This window comes from Fortiea sp. LEGE XX443 (genome assembly GCF_015206815.1).
Lineage (GTDB): Bacteria > Cyanobacteriota > Cyanobacteriia > Cyanobacteriales > Nostocaceae > Nostoc_B.
The window spans coordinates 47,487-65,646 of record NZ_JADEXZ010000010.1; the positions used below are offsets into that span (position 1 = coordinate 47,487).

Below are 18,160 nucleotides of genomic sequence, written 5' to 3' on the forward strand. Positions count from 1 at the left end.
TTGTGCGAATGATAAGTTAGGTCTTTTGGGTAATGATATAAACATGATTTTCAGGATATTGGTCATATTCGAGATGGCGGCAGGTGCAATGATGCTCCGCCAGAATTTGCAGGAAAGTATCTACGCCCAAAGTGCTGTACTCAAATTCCTGACCTTGAAACGCCCCTGAAATCTCGCTGCTTGTATATCCACCGCCACAGGTAAATAGAAGCACTCCATCGGGTTCAAGCGCATCGCATAGCTTTTTTATCACAGGCGCTTGCCTGTTGAGTGGCAGATGAAAAGTGCTGTCCCACGCCACAATCAGGCTATAAAGTTTCGGCGGTTGCCAATCACAAATATCTTCCTGGTAAAACGTGATTTCTGGATGTAGGCGTTGGGCTAAATTGATCATTTCCCTGGAAATATCCAGTCCTTCAGGCTGAAATCCATGCTGGAATAAGCTGTTAATAAAACGCCCACTACTTCCACACCCGACATCAAGTGCTGCGTGCTGCTTAAAAGTAAATTTGATCGCCCGTTCTAATTGGGCAATCCCGTAGGTTGAATCTTGATGCTGAGTTTGCCACCATTGGGCAATTTGGTCGTAGCGGGCAGATGTATCATTTGGCTCCATAGAGTGACCTCAAAAGTGTTGATCAAGATTTTCAGAGCAATTAAAATCTTTCCCCACGCTACACACAGACTAAACAATTGCCCCTAATGCTTTCAATGTCGCTTTTTGAGCGTTGGTCAATCCCCTTGTCCCTTGAATATTCATGCCTTCATACAGGCGATCGCTGATCAACGTCCGAATACAGCGTCCGGTTGCGACATCCCACAGCTTAATTGTGCGATCGTCACTACCACTCAGTAAAAATTGACCATTGGAGCTAAAACTCACCGAAGTTACCCAACTCGTATGCTCGTGTAACACTTGCAAACAATTCCCTGTTTGTAGATTCCACAGGCGAATGGTTTGATCACCACTGCCACTTGCCAAGGTTTTACCGTCAGGGCTGATGGCAACAGTCCAGATTCCACCTGTATGACCCCGCAGAACTTTTATACTTTCGCCCGTCTGGAGATCCCACAGGCGAATAGTTTGGTCAAAACTACCGCTAATTAACTGCCGATCATTGGCAGCAAATGTCAGGGTGAACACTCCGCCAGTATGACCCGGCAACACTTGCAGACAAGCCCCGGTTTGCACGTCCCACAGGCGAATGGTTTGGTCAGAACTGCCACTTACGAGCCTTTGACCATCAGTATTAAATGCGATCGATCTCACACCATCCTGATGACCGCGCAGTACCCGCAAACACTGATGAGTGTCTACATCCCATAGCCGCACAGTTTGATCGTGGCTACCGCTTGCCAAAATTTTCCCGCTAGGATTGAACATGACTGTCCACACGGGCGCATCATGACCTAACCACTCACACAGAGATCCCGTTTGCAGATTCCACATCAAAATCGAGCCATCCTGGCCATTAGTTGCAACTGTTTGGCTATCAGGGCTAAAGCTTAAATATGAAGTCCAACTGGTTAAACAAGAAATCGTATCAGTTTCTCTTTGCAAGGTTTTGTAAGGGCGAAGGGGTGACAAGTTGTCATCCAACGGCAAATGCCACAGGTGAATTGTTTCATCCTGACCTCTACTAGCAAGGGTTTGACCATTCGGACTGAGGCTGAGAGAACGAATGCCACTGGTACACCCGCGCAATGTTTTCAGGCTTTGCCCGTGCAGATTCCACAGCCGCACCGTTTGATCTTGACTGGCACTCGCTATTAGTTGCCCCCGAATGGCAATAGCCAGAACATCGTCGGTGTGACCGTCCAAAACATTGATGCACTGAGCATCTTGGACATTCCACAGGCGCAGAGTCCCATCATCACTGCCACTCGCCAAAATGCTCCCATCTGGGCTAAATGCCATACTCCAAACCCAATTGGTGTGTCCATGCAGCACCGTTGATTGATAGGCGTTGGTGTGAAGTTGCCCACTCCAGAGTCGAATCGAGCCACTAAAACTGCCACTGGCTAGCAGTTGACCATCTGGGCTGTAACGGACACAATGAACTCCCTCAGTATGTCCTTGCAACACATTGAGACATTTACCATTCATCACATCCCAAATCCGAACCGACTCGTCTTTGCTGCCACTGGCTAAGGTTTGATTATCAGGAGAGAAGTGAACTGAGTAAACGTTTTTTGTATGTCCCTGCAAGACTTGGAGACAATCTCCTTGTAAATTCCACACTCTCACAGTTTGATCGTCACTACCACTCGCCAACCGTTGACCATCGGGACTAAAGTTCACTGACCAAACACAGCCTGTATGCTCTGTTAAAACCCGTAAGCACTGGCCGCTCTGCACATCCCACAACCGTATCGAAGTATCACTACCGCTACTGGCTAACCTGTTACCATCAGGACTAAAGGCAACGCACCATACCCAGCTTGTATGACCTTCAAAGGTAGCTAATAGTTGAGTCGTAGCGATCTGCCAGAGATATACCAGTCCACTTGAATCACCAACAGCAACAATCTCACCGTCTGGGCTAATATCGATGGACATCGCACTATTTAAGCTCTCTGAAAAAATGGACTTGCTTAAATCTGCATTTTGAAAATTGACCCCTGCTAAATTAACCTGCCGCAGGTCAGCTTGCTGCACCACGAGGAAAGAAAAATCGGAACCGCGCAAATCTACTTTGAGCTGCACCAGAAGATTGATTAGATTACCTGCAACATATCCTGTTCCATATCTTGATGGCTGTCGCTGCTGTGCTAGTAGTTGCCTTGCTCTGTCCTCAACCTCTGTCACATTTCTGTAAGACGATAACAGCCATTCCAGCACAGATTGCACGATTAATCGCAGTTGAATCTCTCGAATATAATCTTTTGCCTGTACTCGAATCAATGAATGGCTTTGCAATACATCAAGCTGTCGAGTCGCAAATTCTGTGCAGACCTTTTGAATCAATCGTTCCGTGACATATTCCATAACAACGGGCTGCAAGAAGAATAACCCATCTATTTTTTCGAGTAGCGTAGGCTTTGCCTTCTCGATTAGAGATCGCCGGATCAACGAGTTTATCAGTTGGGGAACGCTTTGTTGATCGGCTGAACCAACCACATTTTCACGAATCTGGGCGATCGCCACTGGCTCCCGGTGAATAGCAAACCAGTACAATATTTTCTGTTCTTCTGTTGATAGGCGATTGAACTGACGAGCCAGCAAATCGCGGATGTCTCCAAAGATGAAAGTCCCCTGACTGATGTAGGCTATAAAATCAGCAATGCTACCGTTGAATACATCTTGGGTAGCAGCTGCCACCATCTTCAGTGCCAGGGGATTGCCACCATAGTGATTGATCAGATTTTGCCACTGGGCTTCTGAACCTGTAAATACTCCCTTTTCTCGAAAGATGGCGCGGCCATCATCGGGCGTGAGTCCATTTAGAGGTAGCGATCGCACCCTGCTTTGTGTGCCTTCCATCATCGCTATTTCCTGTGGTTTCTCGCGGCTGGTTAGCAAACAACAGCTTTGGTGGTGCGTTTCGCCAATCGTTCTGAGCCACTGTCCATAAGCTTCATAACCTGATCGCCAATGACCAGCTTGCTCGCTATGCAAAATCGTTTCCGCATTATCCAAAATCAATAGACATCGTTGCAATCGCCAATACTGCATCAATAAAATTAGCTTTTCGTCGAGCGTACCAGGGATGATGGGATCGTCTCCCTGGAGTGGCATGAGAAATTTTAGCAGACTGGTCAGGAGTTCGTCTAATGAAGGTGCATTGACAAGCGATCGCCAGACTACAATCTCAAACTCTGGCTGCATTTGCAGTGCTGCTTTGACGGCGATCGTACTTTTGCCAATCCCCCCAATTCCCAGTATCCCAACTATGCGGCAGCGTTCAGTCACAACCCACTGCCACAGTTGTGCTAACTCCGCCTCACGACCATAAAAAACAGAGGCATCGACCGCGTTATCCCAGTCCTGCTGCGGATTCACTTTTTGGAGAGCTAATTCTTCCTCTGATGTAATCGGGGATAAATAATCAGTTTTCGTTAATTCCAGCGCAAACGCCCGGAACAGAAGCTCTAACGACTGGCGATCAACTCCCAGTTCGCGCTTAAAAATGCGGGACAGGGTATTGAGTGATAATCCGGTGCGATCGCTTAAATCTTCTTGCGTGAATCGCTTACCCCAGGTTTCCTCCGATTCTGCCTGTTGCTTTGCCGCTTGAAACCTCTGCCATCCATGAGGCGATAGAATGACTCCTCTCACCCGTGCAGAGGCAACTCTACTGTGCTTGGATTTCTTGGCATTGGCATCCATAAGCAAATTGCAGGATTAAAGAACAAAGCGAGTCTTTTTTATAACGAGCTGTAGCCTTTGAATCACGGTCTTTTTTCCTGAAGAATACCACGCTTCAAGATAAGTTGCAGCTTAACTCAGGGAACTTGCGTGGGCTAAATGGAATGTCTGTTGAAGAATGAGAACAACGATGTAAATGTCCAGTCAGCGCCTTCGTTCTCTTGAACCCAACCCATACCGATTGAGGAGAAATTCCATGAGCATAATCACAACGCAAGATGGCACACAGATTTACTACAAAGATTGGGGTACAGGACAACCGATTGTCTTCAGCCACGGTTGGCCTCTGAATTCTGATAGTTGGGAAGCTCAGATGCTGTTTTTGGCAGACCACGGATTTCGGGTCATTGCCCACGATCGCCGAGGACATGGGCGATCAAGCCAACCCTGGAACGGCAACGAGATGAATACCTATGCCGACGATCTGGCGGAGCTAATCGAAAGCCTGGATCTTAAAAAGGCGGTGTTGTTTGGATTCTCGACGGGTGGCGGTGAAGTTGCTCGCTATATCGGTCGCCACGGCACAGCACGAGTTGCGAAAGCTGCGCTAATCTCTGCCGTTCCGCCACTGATGCTGAAGACAGAGAATAATCCTAATGGGCTACCCATCGAAGTGTTCGACGGGCTTCGCACTGGTTCTCTTACTGACCGATCGCAGCTCTACAAGGATCTCGCTAGCGGCCCGTTCTTCGGCTTCAACCGTCCGGGTGCTAAAGTCTCCCAAGGTATGATCGACTGGTTCTGGCTTCAGGGTATGCAGGCGGGTCACAAAAACGCCTTCGACTGCATCAAGGCATTCTCTGAAACGGACTTCACCCAGGATCTCAAAAAGTTCGACGTACCAACGTTGATGATCCACGGTGATGATGATCAGATCGTGCCGATCGGTGCTGCGGCGATCGCTGCCGCCAAACTTGTGAAGAATGCCACTTTAAAAATCTATCCAGGCGCACCCCACGGACTGACCGACACGCACAAAGATCAACTCAACGCTGACCTGCTGTCGTTCCTCAAAGACTGACACTCTCACGCTAATGGCGGATTTTCCGGCTAAAATTTCTGCCAGAACAAACATGTTCAGTACAAAAACTTACCAGGAGTAATGTTATGACCAAATTTCGCACAGTTTCGATCGATGGTTTAGATATCTTTTACCGAGAAGCTGGCTCCCGCAGTAATCCGACGATTCTGCTGTTGCATGGCTTCCCAACATCCTCTCATATGTTTCGCAATTTAATTCCTGCACTTAGCGATCGCTTTCATGTGGTTGCACCTGATTATCCGGGCTATGGTAACAGTTCTATGCCAACCGTGCAAGAGTTTGACTACACGTTTGACCGCCTGGCAAAGATCGTAGAGAAATTTATTACCGCCATTGATCTCCAGCGTTATAGCCTTTATGTAATGGATTATGGCGCTCCCATTGGCTTTCGGATTGCGGCTAAACATCCAGAGCGAGTGGAAGCACTCATTGTTCAAAACGGGAATGCCTATGAAGAAGGTATCCGCGGCGAATTTTGGGAACCGATTAAGGCTTACTGGCAAAATCCTTCTCCTGAGAATGCTGACAAGCTCAGACCCTTTTTCACACTAGAAACGACAAAGTGGCAATATATCAATGGTGTTCGCAATCCTGAAGCGATCAGTCCTGATAACTGGAACATCGATCAATCCTTCCTAGATCGCCCCGGAAACGATGAGATTCAACTCGCGCTGTTTTATAGCTATCGCACAAATCCACCGTTATATCCGCAATGGCAGGAGTATTTCCGCAAATATCAGCCCCCTACCCTGATTGTCTGGGGTAAGAATGACTTTATCTTTCCAGCCGAAGGTGCTTATCCCTACAAGCGCGACCTGCAAAAGCTTGAGTTTCATTTACTCGATACCGGGCATTTTGCCTTGGAAGAGGAAGGAAATGCGATCGCTGACCATATCGTTCGCTTTATGACAACTCACATTTCTTCTTGACACAATTTTCCAGCACATTGAGGGCAAACCTCAATGCTAAATTCACACAAAGGGAGAAGTTTTATGGCGGGTAAACTTACAGGTAAAGCGCCCCATGCCAAGCCAGTCCTCCCTGCGCTTCTCAAAAATCGTAGGTTTAAAACTTACGATTTTTTATACCTACAAGTTTATTTAGCTTGATCTATTATGTATACTACGGTTAATATATCGAAAAATAGTACTATATATCATGGTGTCTTTACACTCCAGTGTGTCTAACTCACCCACTAAAAATGCCAAGCAGCATTTTACAAGGCGGTCATTCCTGCCAGATTATCAAAATATTCTTTGGCAGATTGAAACAGGTTTCGTGCGAACTTTTACTTACTTAGAAGATGGTACGACAGTTGCTCTAGGATTATGGGGGCCTGGAGATATCACTGGTAAAAGTATGTCAAAAATAGAACCTTATCAGATGGAGTGCTTAACAAAGGTAGAAGTCAGAATCTTACTCATAGAAGATTGGTATCAACCCCAAGAGACTCTATTAGCACACATCCAACAGGCTGAAGAATTGATGGTGATCCGTAGTTATAAAAAAGTGGATACTATGCTCATCAAACTATTAGCTTGGTTATCCAAAAAGTTCGGATCGGAAGTTGAGCAGGGACGTTTAATAGATATGCGTTTAACTCACGAAGACCTAGCTGAAATGCTTGGTTCCACCCGCGTGACCATCACTAGAATTTTAGGACAGTTTGAGGAAGAAGGTTTAATTGATCGTCTATCTCTCCATCGAATCGTGGTGAGAGAAGAAGACATTTGGCACTATGAAATTTAATCTCAGCAAATGTAAAAACTTTATTAGCCCGTAATTTTGGGGGATAAAAAGCTAAAAAATCTCATTTTGGGCAACTTTGTCCTTGAGAGAAGCATCAGTAATTATTTTTTTGCCCAGTCTTTTTATATACTTAAAAACGAGAAATAAAGACTAGGCAATAAAAGCTATAAAAGAGAATTTTTTATACCTTATTAGGTCTATTTCTTTGATGATTATTTTTCAGCCATATGAGCATATAAAGATATAAAAAACGAAATTATTCCAAATTAATGAGAAATTATTCATGTAAGATGTAAAAACGTAGGCTAAGATACTCACGTGTGCTTTTGCACGTTTTTAATGCAAGAAAGTGTTTCTTTCACTGCACTCAAAATTTACAAATTGAGGTGAGCATGACATTAGTAAAACGTTATCTGGTCGGTATCTTCTCTGTAGCAGCTTTAGGATTAGCTTCCTTACCTGCTAATGCCCAGACTAACCAAACAAGTACTCAGAGCGTCAATCAAAATGCTGCTACCGTAGGCGACGAAAACTACATTTATCAACGGGCTGATCAGATCAATATCCAAAACAGCCGTCAACGCGTCAGAGGTCGGCGTTCTGGCGGACAAGTCAATCAAGGTAATGATCAATATACTGATCAATCTGCGGGTGCTGTAGGTTATCGCAACTCTATTGAACAACGCTCTAGAGTAATTAACACACAAAGAAACTCTGTTCGCCGTGATCAGCGTGGTCGCCGTGACAGATATTGATTAGTCAGGTTATTAGTTGATGAGATTCATTAGCTCTTAAGTAAGACTCCCAATCTTAATTGAAGATTGGGAGTTGCAAGCTAACTATTTGGTTTATCTTTGCGTAACGTATTGCTTTAAGCAATCACAAAATCAGGTTTAAAATTTTTGGGCTTTTTGAATTAATTCAGCATCAGAAAGCTTTTTCCCTCCATTTATGGAGAAATTTCATCATGATGACGAAAAAGTATTTACCCTTAGCGGTCTTCTTGGCGCTCATAGCCTGGCCAAATGCAGCCAGCGCATCCAGAATAGAAATCCGTACTGATGACGGCACAACAATAGTTGATTCAGATAGTGGAATCAGAATAACTTCTGAAGAAGACAGGTATCAACCAGGAGATAGTTACTACACTCAATCAGATTCCTATTCCCGTCGTCGCCTGCGTAGGTACTATCGGCAAGCACCCTGTCGTCGCTACACTTCTAACTACACCAAGCGTCAAACAAGTTACTCAGGTAGAAGTGTTGCTCAAACTACTACTTCTACAACTGTATGTCGATAGTAATTACCAGATGTTGATTAGGAGGTAAACATGAGATCCAAACTGTTATTACTTGGATGGTTATCGAGCAGTGCTTTACTACCGATATTACCTGCTTTTACTGATTCTGCTGCTGCACAGTGTGTAATGACTGATGTTGGTGTTCAAGTAGCTGTTCGTGGCTCTAGACAGCCTTCACGACAGAGCAACAATGTTGATTTGCAAAATCAAGGTCAATGCTCAGGAAACGCAATTACACAAGTTGGGACTCAAGTTTACACTGGCAGTGGACGGGCAAACCAACAACGCACCAGCAGACAACGCATTAATGGCGGTAGAGGTAACGGTACAGGGATAAATGGGCCGACTATTAAAGTTCCTGTTGGGGTTCAGGTGGATGTTTACAACCCAGCATATGATCCATCTTTAACTAGACAGCGCAATTTCCGCCGTTGAAATTTATTAGCTATTTAGTCCAAGGCTCAAACCCTTCAGAAAATTGAAAATTTTAGATTTTGGATTGAACAGATGAATATGGGGCTAAATAATTACTAATTAGTAATTAAATTATTACAAGCCCCACCAAAATCTAAGATCAGGTGGTTTTAATGAGTTGATTTAAGGTATGACGAAAATGAGCAAACAAAAATTTATTTTTAGTCTTTTAACGGCAGTTGCAAGTGTTGGGCTTGCGTCTTTTCCTGTTCTAGCACAGGTGAACAGTAATCAAGGAGCAGGTCAAACTGCGGCCATTAATGGAGACAACAATACAATTATCCAAATTATCAATCAAACTAATCGTCAACAGAATCGTCGAGGGCAGATAAATCGTCGTCAAGCACCTTATCAGCGACGTGATTCTAACAGAGATCAAGACTATGGGATATCTCAAAATTCTCGTCGTGACCGTGGTAATCATTATGGTCATTACAAAAAGTATCGTAATAACAATCGCTGGTATAGATAGTGAAATTAGTTAGTTATAGCAGGTGACAGGGAACAGGTGACACTTCGGCATGGTTCGACTGCGCTCACCAGCCGCTCAGTGACCGCAGGTGACAGGGTTAAACGTCTTTTAGTGCATGATTTTTATCATTGGCCGATGTCCTAACTGCCTTGTCTACTGCTATATTCCTAGATTTTTCTGATTTAAAATCTACTTAAAGCTCAAACAAAAAGGGGATAGTTGATATACTTATCCCCTTTTTTATTAAGCTACAAAATCAGATATTTCTGTGTGCAGATTAGCTGCTATTGTCAGCGGGAACTCCCACTAAACATTCACACCGGTTGTAGTACCGCCTAATCTTTGTTGAATTCTGCTCTTAGCTGCTTTGAATTGTGTAGCTAATTGCTCAGTTTGTTCAGTATTCAAATTGTTGCGGATGGCAGCAAACATTGTACTTTCTTCTTGACGAATATGGTCGCCAACAATATCCATCAAATTTCTGACTCTATCTTTGAATTCAGGTGCAGAAGAATTAATAGCTTTGATTTGCTCTAATAGGCGCTTCATTTCGGCTTGTTCGTCATACAGTTCTTGGGTATCGCTCTCTCCGTAGAAGGAACGAACTCTGGGATACACTACTTCCTCTTCAGCTTCTGCATGGGCAGTTAAATCTTTATAAATTTGACCGAAGTATTCTTGGATCTTTTGGGGATTATTGCTTTGTAGCAGTTCTGTAAACAAGATATTTACCTTATTGTGATCCATGCGGATTACATCTTGGATATTCATATCTTGTTTGTCAGTACCTTGGGTAACAGCACTACCTACGGCACCGCTAAAGGCTGCGATCGCATCTTGAACTCTTGCCCAAATTCCTTGATCGGCATCTTGTCCAGTCAGTTCGCGGACACCTAAAATTTCTAAAATTCCTTTGAGTTGCTCTTGATGTGCGCGGTTCTCAAAGTTAACGGGATTGATAGGGCCAATTGCAGCCATGACATCAGCACCAACTTTTTGAGCTGCTTTATGGACTAATAAGCCACTCATGACTTGTTGATGCTTGAGTAATTCGTGCTGAGATACTTTTTCGTAGAAACTTAGTTCTGAGCCTTGCATCAATTGGCGAACTTTTTCGACCATTTCTTGCACAGTTTTTTTTGGCTCTTGCTGAATACCATACTGCACAATTACAGTTTCGATAATCCCCAAGTTTTTGCGATCATCTTCCAGGAAATCTCGAATGCGATCCGAGATTTCGCTATCAGTACATTCTCTCAAAAACCGTTCTTCGTTCTCAATGAGTAACTGTTGAATTAATTTAATACTAGCCAGTTTAGTAGCAATAGCATTACGTTTTGTATCATCTAAAGTTGATACCATTCTGAAGTTCTCCTCAAAAAAATAATCGGATTATTCCTATTTACAGCTTGTCATGAAGTTAATTATTTTCCATCTTTCTTTTGAGCGATCAGTAGCGCAACTCTAGATAGAAAGCGATATTTTTTAACATAAAAAATTTTAATTATTCTTTTGGATATACAAAATTTTAAAGCTTCCTCTATCATTAGATAGATAATTTTTTTAAATTATTTTTCTAGATTGTCCAAAGATAGTCAAAACAAGAGATAAAAATACAATGTCAGAAAGTCCTGGACTAGGAGAGCAGGCTCTAAATAAAGCCGCAGAAATCGGCTTATCTAGCCAGTTGGATGAAGTAGAAAATTTGGATGTCAATATTAAAACTGATCCCTTCAAAATGGTTCAGGGACAAGTAGACACAGTACAGATCACAGGCGAAGGATTAGTAATGCAACAAGACCTCCGGATGGAGGAACTAGAAATGCAAATGGGTAATGTTGCTATCAATCCTTTAAGTGTGGCTTTTGGCAAAATTGAATTAACTAAACCTACGGAAGCTAGTGCTAAAGTAGTTCTGACTGAAAGTGATATCAACCGCGCTTTTAATTCTGAATATGTGCGTTCACAACTTCAATGCCAGAAAATACATATTAATGGGCATTCAAGGAGTATAGAACCTCAACATGTAGACTTTCGCTTACTGGATAATCAAAAAATAGGGCTAAATGCAAGCATCAAATTAAAAGAAACAGGTGAAACTCAACAAATTGCTTTCTCCGCATTACCTAAGGTAAATATTAACGGGCAAACTGTTTCTTTAGAAAATGTCGAGTATGGCGAAGGTGAAGAAATATCACCCGAATTGACAAAAGCTCTAGTTGACCAAACGAGTGAAATTTTGAATTTAAGTAACTTCGATTTAGAAGGAATGAGTCTGCGAGTTAAGCAACTAGAAATTACGCCAGGCAAACTAACGCTGCAAGCAGAAGCGTATGTAGAGCAAATCCCTTCCGCTTAAATAAAGGATACTAAACTTATGGACACTATGGATACTTCAGAAACAACATCAGCTTCTACTCCATTTCCCAATATTCCACCTGTTATTGAAAGTAATGATCAAGAATATCGTGATCCAGGTGTACCTAGTACAGTAGCGATCGCTGGACATCCTCTACACCCTTTAAGCGTAATTTTTCCCATAGCTTTTTTAGCCGCAGCCTTGGGAAGCGACTTCGGCTATTGGTTAACTCGTGACTTTTTCTGGGCGAGGGCTTCTTTATGGTTAATCGGACTTGGATTGGCTGGAGGTGTAATTGCAGCTGCGATCGGGATGAGCGACTTTTTGAAAATTGAGCGAGTCCGCAAGCGCAAAGCTGGCTGGATACATCTCATTCTGAATGTTTCGCTCCTGGTTTTAACGCTGTTCAACTTTCTCCTGCGTTTGGGTGACGCTGAGGCGCGTCTCTTACCTTGGGGGTTGTTACTATCCCTTGTAGTTGGTACACTGACTAGCATTTCTGGGTGGTTTGGTGCAGAACTGTCCTATCGCCACAAAATTGGAGTAGTCGGAGCTGGAAGTAAAAGATACCCGTAATTTTATTTGAGATCAAAGACATGAAGGCTAGAATCTTGCCTAGTCTATAGCTTTGTAAAAATGCGCCACAACCACAGATCAAAAATATTCATCATCGTCTCTTTGCTCATCGTGACAGCGATGGGCTTTTTATTTAAGTATTACCCTGGGGTAGGTCGTCATACCGTTTCACTTTAAGTTTGATACAAGTAGGTCGCAGGGGGGCAGGGGGTAGGGAGCAGACGGAAAGAATTAAAAACCATTAATTTGTATCAAGATTTTCGTGAATTGGTATCAGTGGCGGAACTCCAAACTTATTGGGATTTGCTAGAAACTGATAAACGGGTGGTTTTAGTATTTCACCCAGGCGCAACCAATAATCCAGGTGAATTGACATACAGCAATGCGTTTTTCAACGCCATCAGCAAATTTAAAGGTGCGATTTGTTTTATTAGCACCCCCATATCAAACTACAACACCCTCAAAGTCTTTACACCCAGTCAGTTGATGAAATTTTAGAATGGCTGCGGCATAGTTGATTATATTTGTTTGTGAGTAAGGACAAGTTTTGCGATCGCTACCAACGCAATTCGTGTCGTTAGGAAATAAGTTGCGATCGCTACCAACGCAACTTGTTTCGTTACGAATGCTAATTTGTTAGTAACGACAACTTATGCGATCGCTACCAACGCAACTTGTTTTGTTACTAACACTTATCTATTTGTGGTAAATGCTTATATTGTCGTTACTATTGCATAAATAAAAATTATCATTAAAATCCTATAATAATGGCAGAATCAAAGCTCTCGGCTATTTACCAATTGGTAAAATACGCACCACAAGGTAGAAAGATGCGATCGCCAGATATCTGCAATTACTACTCTGTGGGAAAGCTGTTATTTTATCCATTCCATAGTGAAAAAAGCAGGGGAGCAGGGAGCAGGGGAGAAAAACCACCCACAAGGGGTGGGGCTTCCCTACGGGACGCTACGCGAACAACCAAGGGAGAAAAGGAGCAAGGGGGCTTTTGCCCACAAGGGGCAAGGTTTTTACCTTTCCCCCTGCCCCCTGCCTCTAATAAATAGTCAAAATTTAATTAAACAAATTAAGCTTTAATTATAAATAGATATCTATTTACTGCAATTGTGTACTAATTTGTAGCAATTGCTGTCTCATTCATAAAAAATACTTAAAAAAAAGTTATTCAAAAGTTATGACAGAAACTAAACCTCGTGATGTGCAGATACTACCTATTGCTACAAATACAACCGTACTGCGATCGCGCAGTTGGGCAAGACTGAGATTTGAAATAGAATATGCTTTAGCTAAAGGCACGACTGCAAATTCATACTTAATTCAAGGTGATAAAATTGCTTTGATTGACCCGCCTGGGGAAACCTTCACGCAAATTTATTTGGAGGCTTTACAAAAGCGCCTTGATGTGAAAGCGATTGATTATGTTATTCTCGGTCATATCAATCCCAACCGCGCCGCCACATTGAAGGCTTTACTAGAAATCGCGCCACAAATTACCTTTGTCTGTTCTAATCCGGGGGCGATTAATTTACGCGGAGTTTTAGAAAATCAAGACTTACCAATTATGATCATGCGGGGGGAAGAAACCCTGGATTTAGGTAAGGGACATTATTTGCAATTTATTCCTACACCCAACCCCCGCTACGCTGATGAACTCTGCACCTACGACCCGCAAACCGAAATTCTTTACACAGATAAGTTATTTGGGGCGCATATCTGCGGCGACCAAGTATTTGATGAAGGTTGGGAAATAATTAACGAAGACCGCCGCTATTATTATGATTGTCTCATGGCTCCCCATGCGCGGCAAGTAGAAACAGCGTTAGAAAAACTGGCGGATTTTCCTGTACGTTTGTACGCGACGGGACACGGGCCGTTGGTACGTTACGGCTTAATTGACTTGACTCAAGCTTATCGGCAATGGAGTCAACAGCAAACATCTGCTGACTTGACAGTAGCCTTAATTTATGCGTCAGCCTATGGAAATACTACAACCTTAGCCCAAGCGATCGCCCGTGGCATTACGAAAGCTGGTGTTGCTGTAGAATCAATTAATTGCGAATTTACCGAGCCAGAAGAAATCCGCGCGGCTGTGGAAAAATCTGCTGGTTTTATCATGGGTTCCCCAACGCTGGGAGGACATGCACCCACACCAGTACAAACAGCTTTAGGGATCGTGCTGTCAACAGGAACAAATAATAAACTTGCAGGTGTATTTGGTTCCTTTGGTTGGAGTGGCGAAGCCGTCGATTTAATTGAAAGCAAACTCAAAGATGCTGGCTATCGCTTTGGTTTTGATACCATCCGCATCAAGTTTAAACCCGACGATGCTACCTTGCAATTATGTGAAGAAGCCGGAACAGACTTTGCCCAAACACTGAAAAAAGCAAAAAAAGTGCGCGTGCAAAGTCTACCAGCCACGAATGTTGAACAAGCAGTTGGACGCATCGTAGGTTCTCTGTGTGTGCTAACAGCCAAACACGACGATAGAGCCAGCGCCATGTTAGCCTCTTGGGTAGCTCAAGCCAGCTTTAATCCGCCGGGATTAACCATAGCCGTTGCTAAAGACCGCGCCGTAGAACCACTTACTCATTCAGGTAATAAATTTGTCCTAAACATTCTCCAGGAAGGCAATCATTTGGGGTTGATGAAACATTTCCTCAAACCCTTTAGCCCTGGACAAGACCGATTTGCAGATGTTGCTACCGAGGAAAGTACAAATGGCTCTCCTATACTCACAGATGCTTTAGCTTACTTGGAGTGTAAAGTTCAAAACCGCATGGAATCTGGTGATCACTGGCTGGTTTATGCCACTGTGGAAAACGGTAAGGTTTTAAATCAAGATGGTGTCACATCTGTGCATCATCGCAAGTCTGCAACGCATTATTGAGTGCTGAGTGCTGAGTTTTTTAAACCCCTCTCCAAACATCTCCCCGTTGGCATCAGCCTGCCGTTAGGCAAGCTGAGAGAGGCTTTGATTCTTGCTCCCCTTCCCTGTCTTTGCTACGCAACGCTACCGCGAACGACACGCTGCGCGAACGTAGGGAAGGGGTTGGGGGTTAGGTTTGAGTAAAAATTGCAAACGGCATTATTTAGTAAGAATGACATGGGTAAACTTCATTACATCGAGTATAACGAGTAATGTAATTCTAAAATTACGAATTACGAATTACGAATTACGAATTGGTAGAATCTGTGTTCAAATTTCTCACGAAACTCGACTATTTACTCAAAGAAACCTTTTTGGGGTTGCTGCGCGGTGGATGGATGAATTGGGCAGCTGTTAGCACTGTTGCAGTGTTACTATTTCTATTTGGCTTAAGTCTGCAAACTTCTTGGCAAGTAGAAAAACTCCTTAACCAGTTTGGCAGTCAGTTAGAAGTATCAGTGTATCTGGAACCAGGGGTAGAAGCTAAAAGCATCGAACATTTGGTGGTAAAAATGCCAGGAGTAGTAGCGATGCAAACCGTTACTAAAGACGAAGCATGGGTAAAATTAGTCAAAGATTTGAGAATTGCTGATATTGACGGTGCTACCCAGCAGCTAGGCGAAAATCCTTTAGTTGATGAGATGAAGGTGAAAGCGCAAAATTCTCAAGTAGTGCCGACTTTAGCCACCCATCTGGCTAAATTACGGGGTGTCGAGGCGGTGCTGTATGTAGATGAAGCAGTCAAACGCATCGCCCAGTTACATCGGGGTTTGAACTGGTTTACTTTGACAATTACTAGTATTCTGACTTTAACTGCGATCGCTGTCACTACTACCACCATCCGCCTAATTGTCATGGCGCGACGGCGCGAAATTGAAATTATGCAACTGGTAGGCGCAACTTCCGCGTGGATTTATCTGCCATTTATTTTACAGGGTATTTCCTTTGGTTTAGTTGGCGGTGCGATCGCTTGGAGTTTCATTTCTGTAATTGAACAGTTTTTGGGTAAATTACTAGCCAATCAACCAGAGTTTATTCAATTCATTGCCAATGGTTTGCAACTTGCGCCCTCACAAATCTTATTATTACCCCTGATTCTCTTAAGTTTCGGTGCAACGGTAGGATTAATAGGAAGCTTATTTGCTGTACATCGATTTGCTAAAGCATAGTCATTAACTATTGACTATGGACTATTGACCAATGACTAATAACTATGAAATCTCAATGGGAATGTTTATTGCAAAATCTCGGTAAGTGGCAAGGTTCATTTACTCGATTTTCCCTTCAAGGTACGCTTTTAAACGATATCAACAGCGTCGTTTCCTTAGAAGGTTTGAACGACAACAAAACCATCCGCCAAATTGTCCGGCGTGAAGGACAAGAAGATTTAGTCTTAGAATACAGTTCTCTCGCTAAGAGTACACTATTCTTTGAAAATGGGGCATTTTCTCAAGGTTCCATTCAGTTAGCACCATTTACTGAATTTGGTGCAGAACTCGGTTTAATTCATGAAAATCGCCGCTTACGTTTAGTTCAATTATTTGATAAAAACGGTCAGCTAGATAAAATAACCTTAATTCGTGAACATTTAGCAGGAACGGAACCACTAGAAAACCCTGCCTTATCGGTAAATGATTTGTTGGGAGAGTGGCGCGGTGAAGCTATTACAATATATCCTGACTGGCGATCGCCTGACACTTACTCTTCAACGCTAAAATTACATCTAGATGACACAGGAAGATTAGTGCAGAGTTTGACTTTTGGGGAACGAACAATCACTTCAACCGCCACTATCAACGGTTCTATCATTCACTTTGACCAAAATCCACAAAAGCAGGTGCAAGTTTTACTATTACCTAATGGTGCTTCAGCAACATCTCCATTGCAAGTAAAGTTACGTCAACCCTTATTTTTAGAAGTCGGTTGGTTAATTCAACCTAATCTGCGCCAGCGTATGGTTCGCAGCTACAGCGATAAAGGTGAATGGGTTAGTCTTACATTGGTTACTGAACAAAAGGTATAAGAGTGGTTATGACTCCTGCCAAAAATCGCCAACTGATTTATCAATCTGTAGAATAACAAATAGCAGTAGTACAACTTAGCTTTTGTAAGGAAGCCTTAAATGGTACAAACCCCTGCTAAAACTTTTACTCTCCCTGAATTCCTCGATTTACCAGAAACAGAACCTGCGAGTGAATATATTGATGGGCGTATCATCCAAAAACCGATGCCACAAGGAGAACACAGCGCAATTCAGACAGAGTTAGCACCTGCAATTAATTTAATCGTAAAACCCCAAAAAATTGCGCGGGCTTTCTGTGAACTTCGCTGTACATTTGGAAATCGCTCAATTGTGCCTGACATTTCTGTGTTTATGTGGGACAGAATTGCTCGTCAAGAGAATGGTGGCGTTGCTAACGTCTTTGTAATTGCCCCACTGGAGTTTAGACTAAATTCTTTTTTTAAGGTTAAAACCCTTGTGTAGCAAGCATTTTAAGCTTTGGAATCAAAACCAACCTATAAATAATCAAAGCCTTTCTGGATAAGGGTTTTGTGGTTTTATAAATAAAATTAGTCTAAACTCCAATGCCCCAGATTGGACAATTGAAATTTTATCTCCTGATCAAAGTCAAACTAAAGTTATCAAGAATATTCTCCATTGTCTCAAGTATGAAACTCAGATGGGATGGCTGATTGATCCTAAAGAAAAATCTGTGTTTGTTTACTTGCCAAATCAAGCAACTAAAGTTTACGAAGAACCAGAAACAAAGTTACCAGTCCCGGAATTTGCTAAAGATTTCAGCTTAACAGTAGAAAGCTTATTTAACTGGTTGCTAGAGTGATTGTAGTTACGCCCTTTCCCCACTAATAATCT

The 18,160-nt window shown here is 42.9% G+C and carries 16 protein-coding genes and 2 pseudogenes; 15 read left to right on the forward strand and 3 right to left on the reverse strand.

All coding sequences use genetic code 11. From position 1 onward, the window contains the following. Nucleotides 1-16: 16 nt before the first annotated feature. The gene (locus IQ259_RS06520) at nt 17-616 is read right to left on the reverse strand and encodes a trans-aconitate 2-methyltransferase (protein ID WP_193882686.1); all 600 of its coding nucleotides are present in this window, start codon (nt 614-616) and stop codon (nt 17-19) included. A gap of 69 nt (nt 617-685) precedes the next feature. Then, nucleotides 686-4,330, reverse strand: a complete 3,645-nt coding sequence (locus tag IQ259_RS06525; RefSeq protein ID WP_193882688.1) for an NB-ARC domain-containing protein — start codon at nt 4,328-4,330, stop codon at nt 686-688. Nucleotides 4,331-4,565: 235 nt separating this feature from the next. Between IQ259_RS06525 and IQ259_RS06530 the strand changes: the two genes are divergently transcribed. The 7 genes from IQ259_RS06530 to IQ259_RS06560 all read left to right on the forward strand — a co-directional run bounded on the left by IQ259_RS06530 (nt 4,566) and on the right by IQ259_RS06560 (nt 9,406). Next, a complete protein-coding gene (locus IQ259_RS06530) occupies nt 4,566-5,390 on the forward strand; it encodes an alpha/beta fold hydrolase (protein WP_193882691.1) in 825 nt (274 codons plus the stop codon). Nucleotides 5,391-5,476: 86 nt separating this feature from the next. Continuing rightward, complete coding sequence (locus IQ259_RS06535) at nt 5,477-6,340, forward strand: alpha/beta fold hydrolase (protein ID WP_193882694.1); 864 nt, start codon at nt 5,477-5,479, stop codon at nt 6,338-6,340. A 229-nt stretch (nt 6,341-6,569) separates the two neighbouring features. After that, nucleotides 6,570-7,160, forward strand: a complete 591-nt coding sequence (locus IQ259_RS06540; protein ID WP_193882697.1) for a Crp/Fnr family transcriptional regulator — start codon at nt 6,570-6,572, stop codon at nt 7,158-7,160. Nucleotides 7,161-7,552: 392 nt separating this feature from the next. Then, on the forward strand, nt 7,553-7,915 hold the full coding sequence (locus tag IQ259_RS06545; protein WP_193882700.1) for a hypothetical protein: 363 nt from the start codon (nt 7,553-7,555) through the stop codon (nt 7,913-7,915). Nucleotides 7,916-8,127: 212 nt separating this feature from the next. Further along, the gene (locus IQ259_RS06550; RefSeq protein ID WP_193882703.1) at nt 8,128-8,460 is read left to right on the forward strand and encodes a hypothetical protein; all 333 of its coding nucleotides are present in this window, start codon (nt 8,128-8,130) and stop codon (nt 8,458-8,460) included. Nucleotides 8,461-8,490: 30 nt separating this feature from the next. Next, nucleotides 8,491-8,895, forward strand: coding sequence for a hypothetical protein (locus tag IQ259_RS06555; RefSeq protein ID WP_193882706.1), 405 nt, complete (start codon nt 8,491-8,493; stop codon nt 8,893-8,895). Between the two features lie 178 nt (nt 8,896-9,073). Then, complete coding sequence (locus IQ259_RS06560) at nt 9,074-9,406, forward strand: hypothetical protein (RefSeq protein ID WP_193882709.1); 333 nt, start codon at nt 9,074-9,076, stop codon at nt 9,404-9,406. 306 nt (nt 9,407-9,712) lie between these two features. On the opposite strand, the gene IQ259_RS06565 is transcribed toward IQ259_RS06560, so the two are convergent. Beyond that, nucleotides 9,713-10,768, reverse strand: coding sequence for a hemerythrin domain-containing protein (locus tag IQ259_RS06565; RefSeq protein WP_193882725.1), 1,056 nt, complete (start codon nt 10,766-10,768; stop codon nt 9,713-9,715). A 256-nt stretch (nt 10,769-11,024) separates the two neighbouring features. Here IQ259_RS06565 and IQ259_RS06570 point away from each other — a divergent pair, with 256 nt between their 5' ends. From IQ259_RS06570 to IQ259_RS06605, 8 genes and pseudogenes are all read left to right on the forward strand, one after another. Next, on the forward strand, nt 11,025-11,765 hold the full coding sequence (locus IQ259_RS06570) for a DUF2993 domain-containing protein (RefSeq protein ID WP_193882728.1): 741 nt from the start codon (nt 11,025-11,027) through the stop codon (nt 11,763-11,765). A gap of 27 nt (nt 11,766-11,792) precedes the next feature. After that, nucleotides 11,793-12,341 carry a DUF2231 domain-containing protein gene (locus tag IQ259_RS06575; RefSeq protein WP_193882878.1) on the forward strand — a complete coding sequence of 183 codons (549 nt, stop codon included), beginning with the start codon at nt 11,793-11,795 and terminating at the stop codon, nt 12,339-12,341. A gap of 246 nt (nt 12,342-12,587) precedes the next feature. After that, entirely contained in the window at nt 12,588-12,839 is a 252-nt protein-coding gene (locus tag IQ259_RS06580) for a hypothetical protein (protein WP_193882731.1), read from the forward strand. Nucleotides 12,840-13,533: 694 nt separating this feature from the next. Then, complete coding sequence (locus IQ259_RS06585; protein WP_193882734.1) at nt 13,534-15,246, forward strand: diflavin flavoprotein; 1,713 nt, start codon at nt 13,534-13,536, stop codon at nt 15,244-15,246. A gap of 305 nt (nt 15,247-15,551) precedes the next feature. Next, on the forward strand, nt 15,552-16,454 hold the full coding sequence (locus IQ259_RS06590; RefSeq protein WP_193882737.1) for an ABC transporter permease: 903 nt from the start codon (nt 15,552-15,554) through the stop codon (nt 16,452-16,454). Between the two features lie 44 nt (nt 16,455-16,498). Beyond that, nucleotides 16,499-17,308 (forward strand): DUF3598 family protein, encoded by an 810-nt coding sequence (locus IQ259_RS06595; RefSeq protein WP_193882740.1) that lies wholly within the window; start codon nt 16,499-16,501, stop codon nt 17,306-17,308. Between the two features lie 99 nt (nt 17,309-17,407). After that, nucleotides 17,408-17,722, forward strand: a pseudogene (locus IQ259_RS06600) (Uma2 family endonuclease); the annotation flags it as partial. A 151-nt stretch (nt 17,723-17,873) separates the two neighbouring features. Then, a pseudogene (locus IQ259_RS06605) lies at nt 17,874-18,128 on the forward strand (Uma2 family endonuclease); the annotation flags it as partial. Nucleotides 18,129-18,160 lie beyond the last annotated feature (32 nt).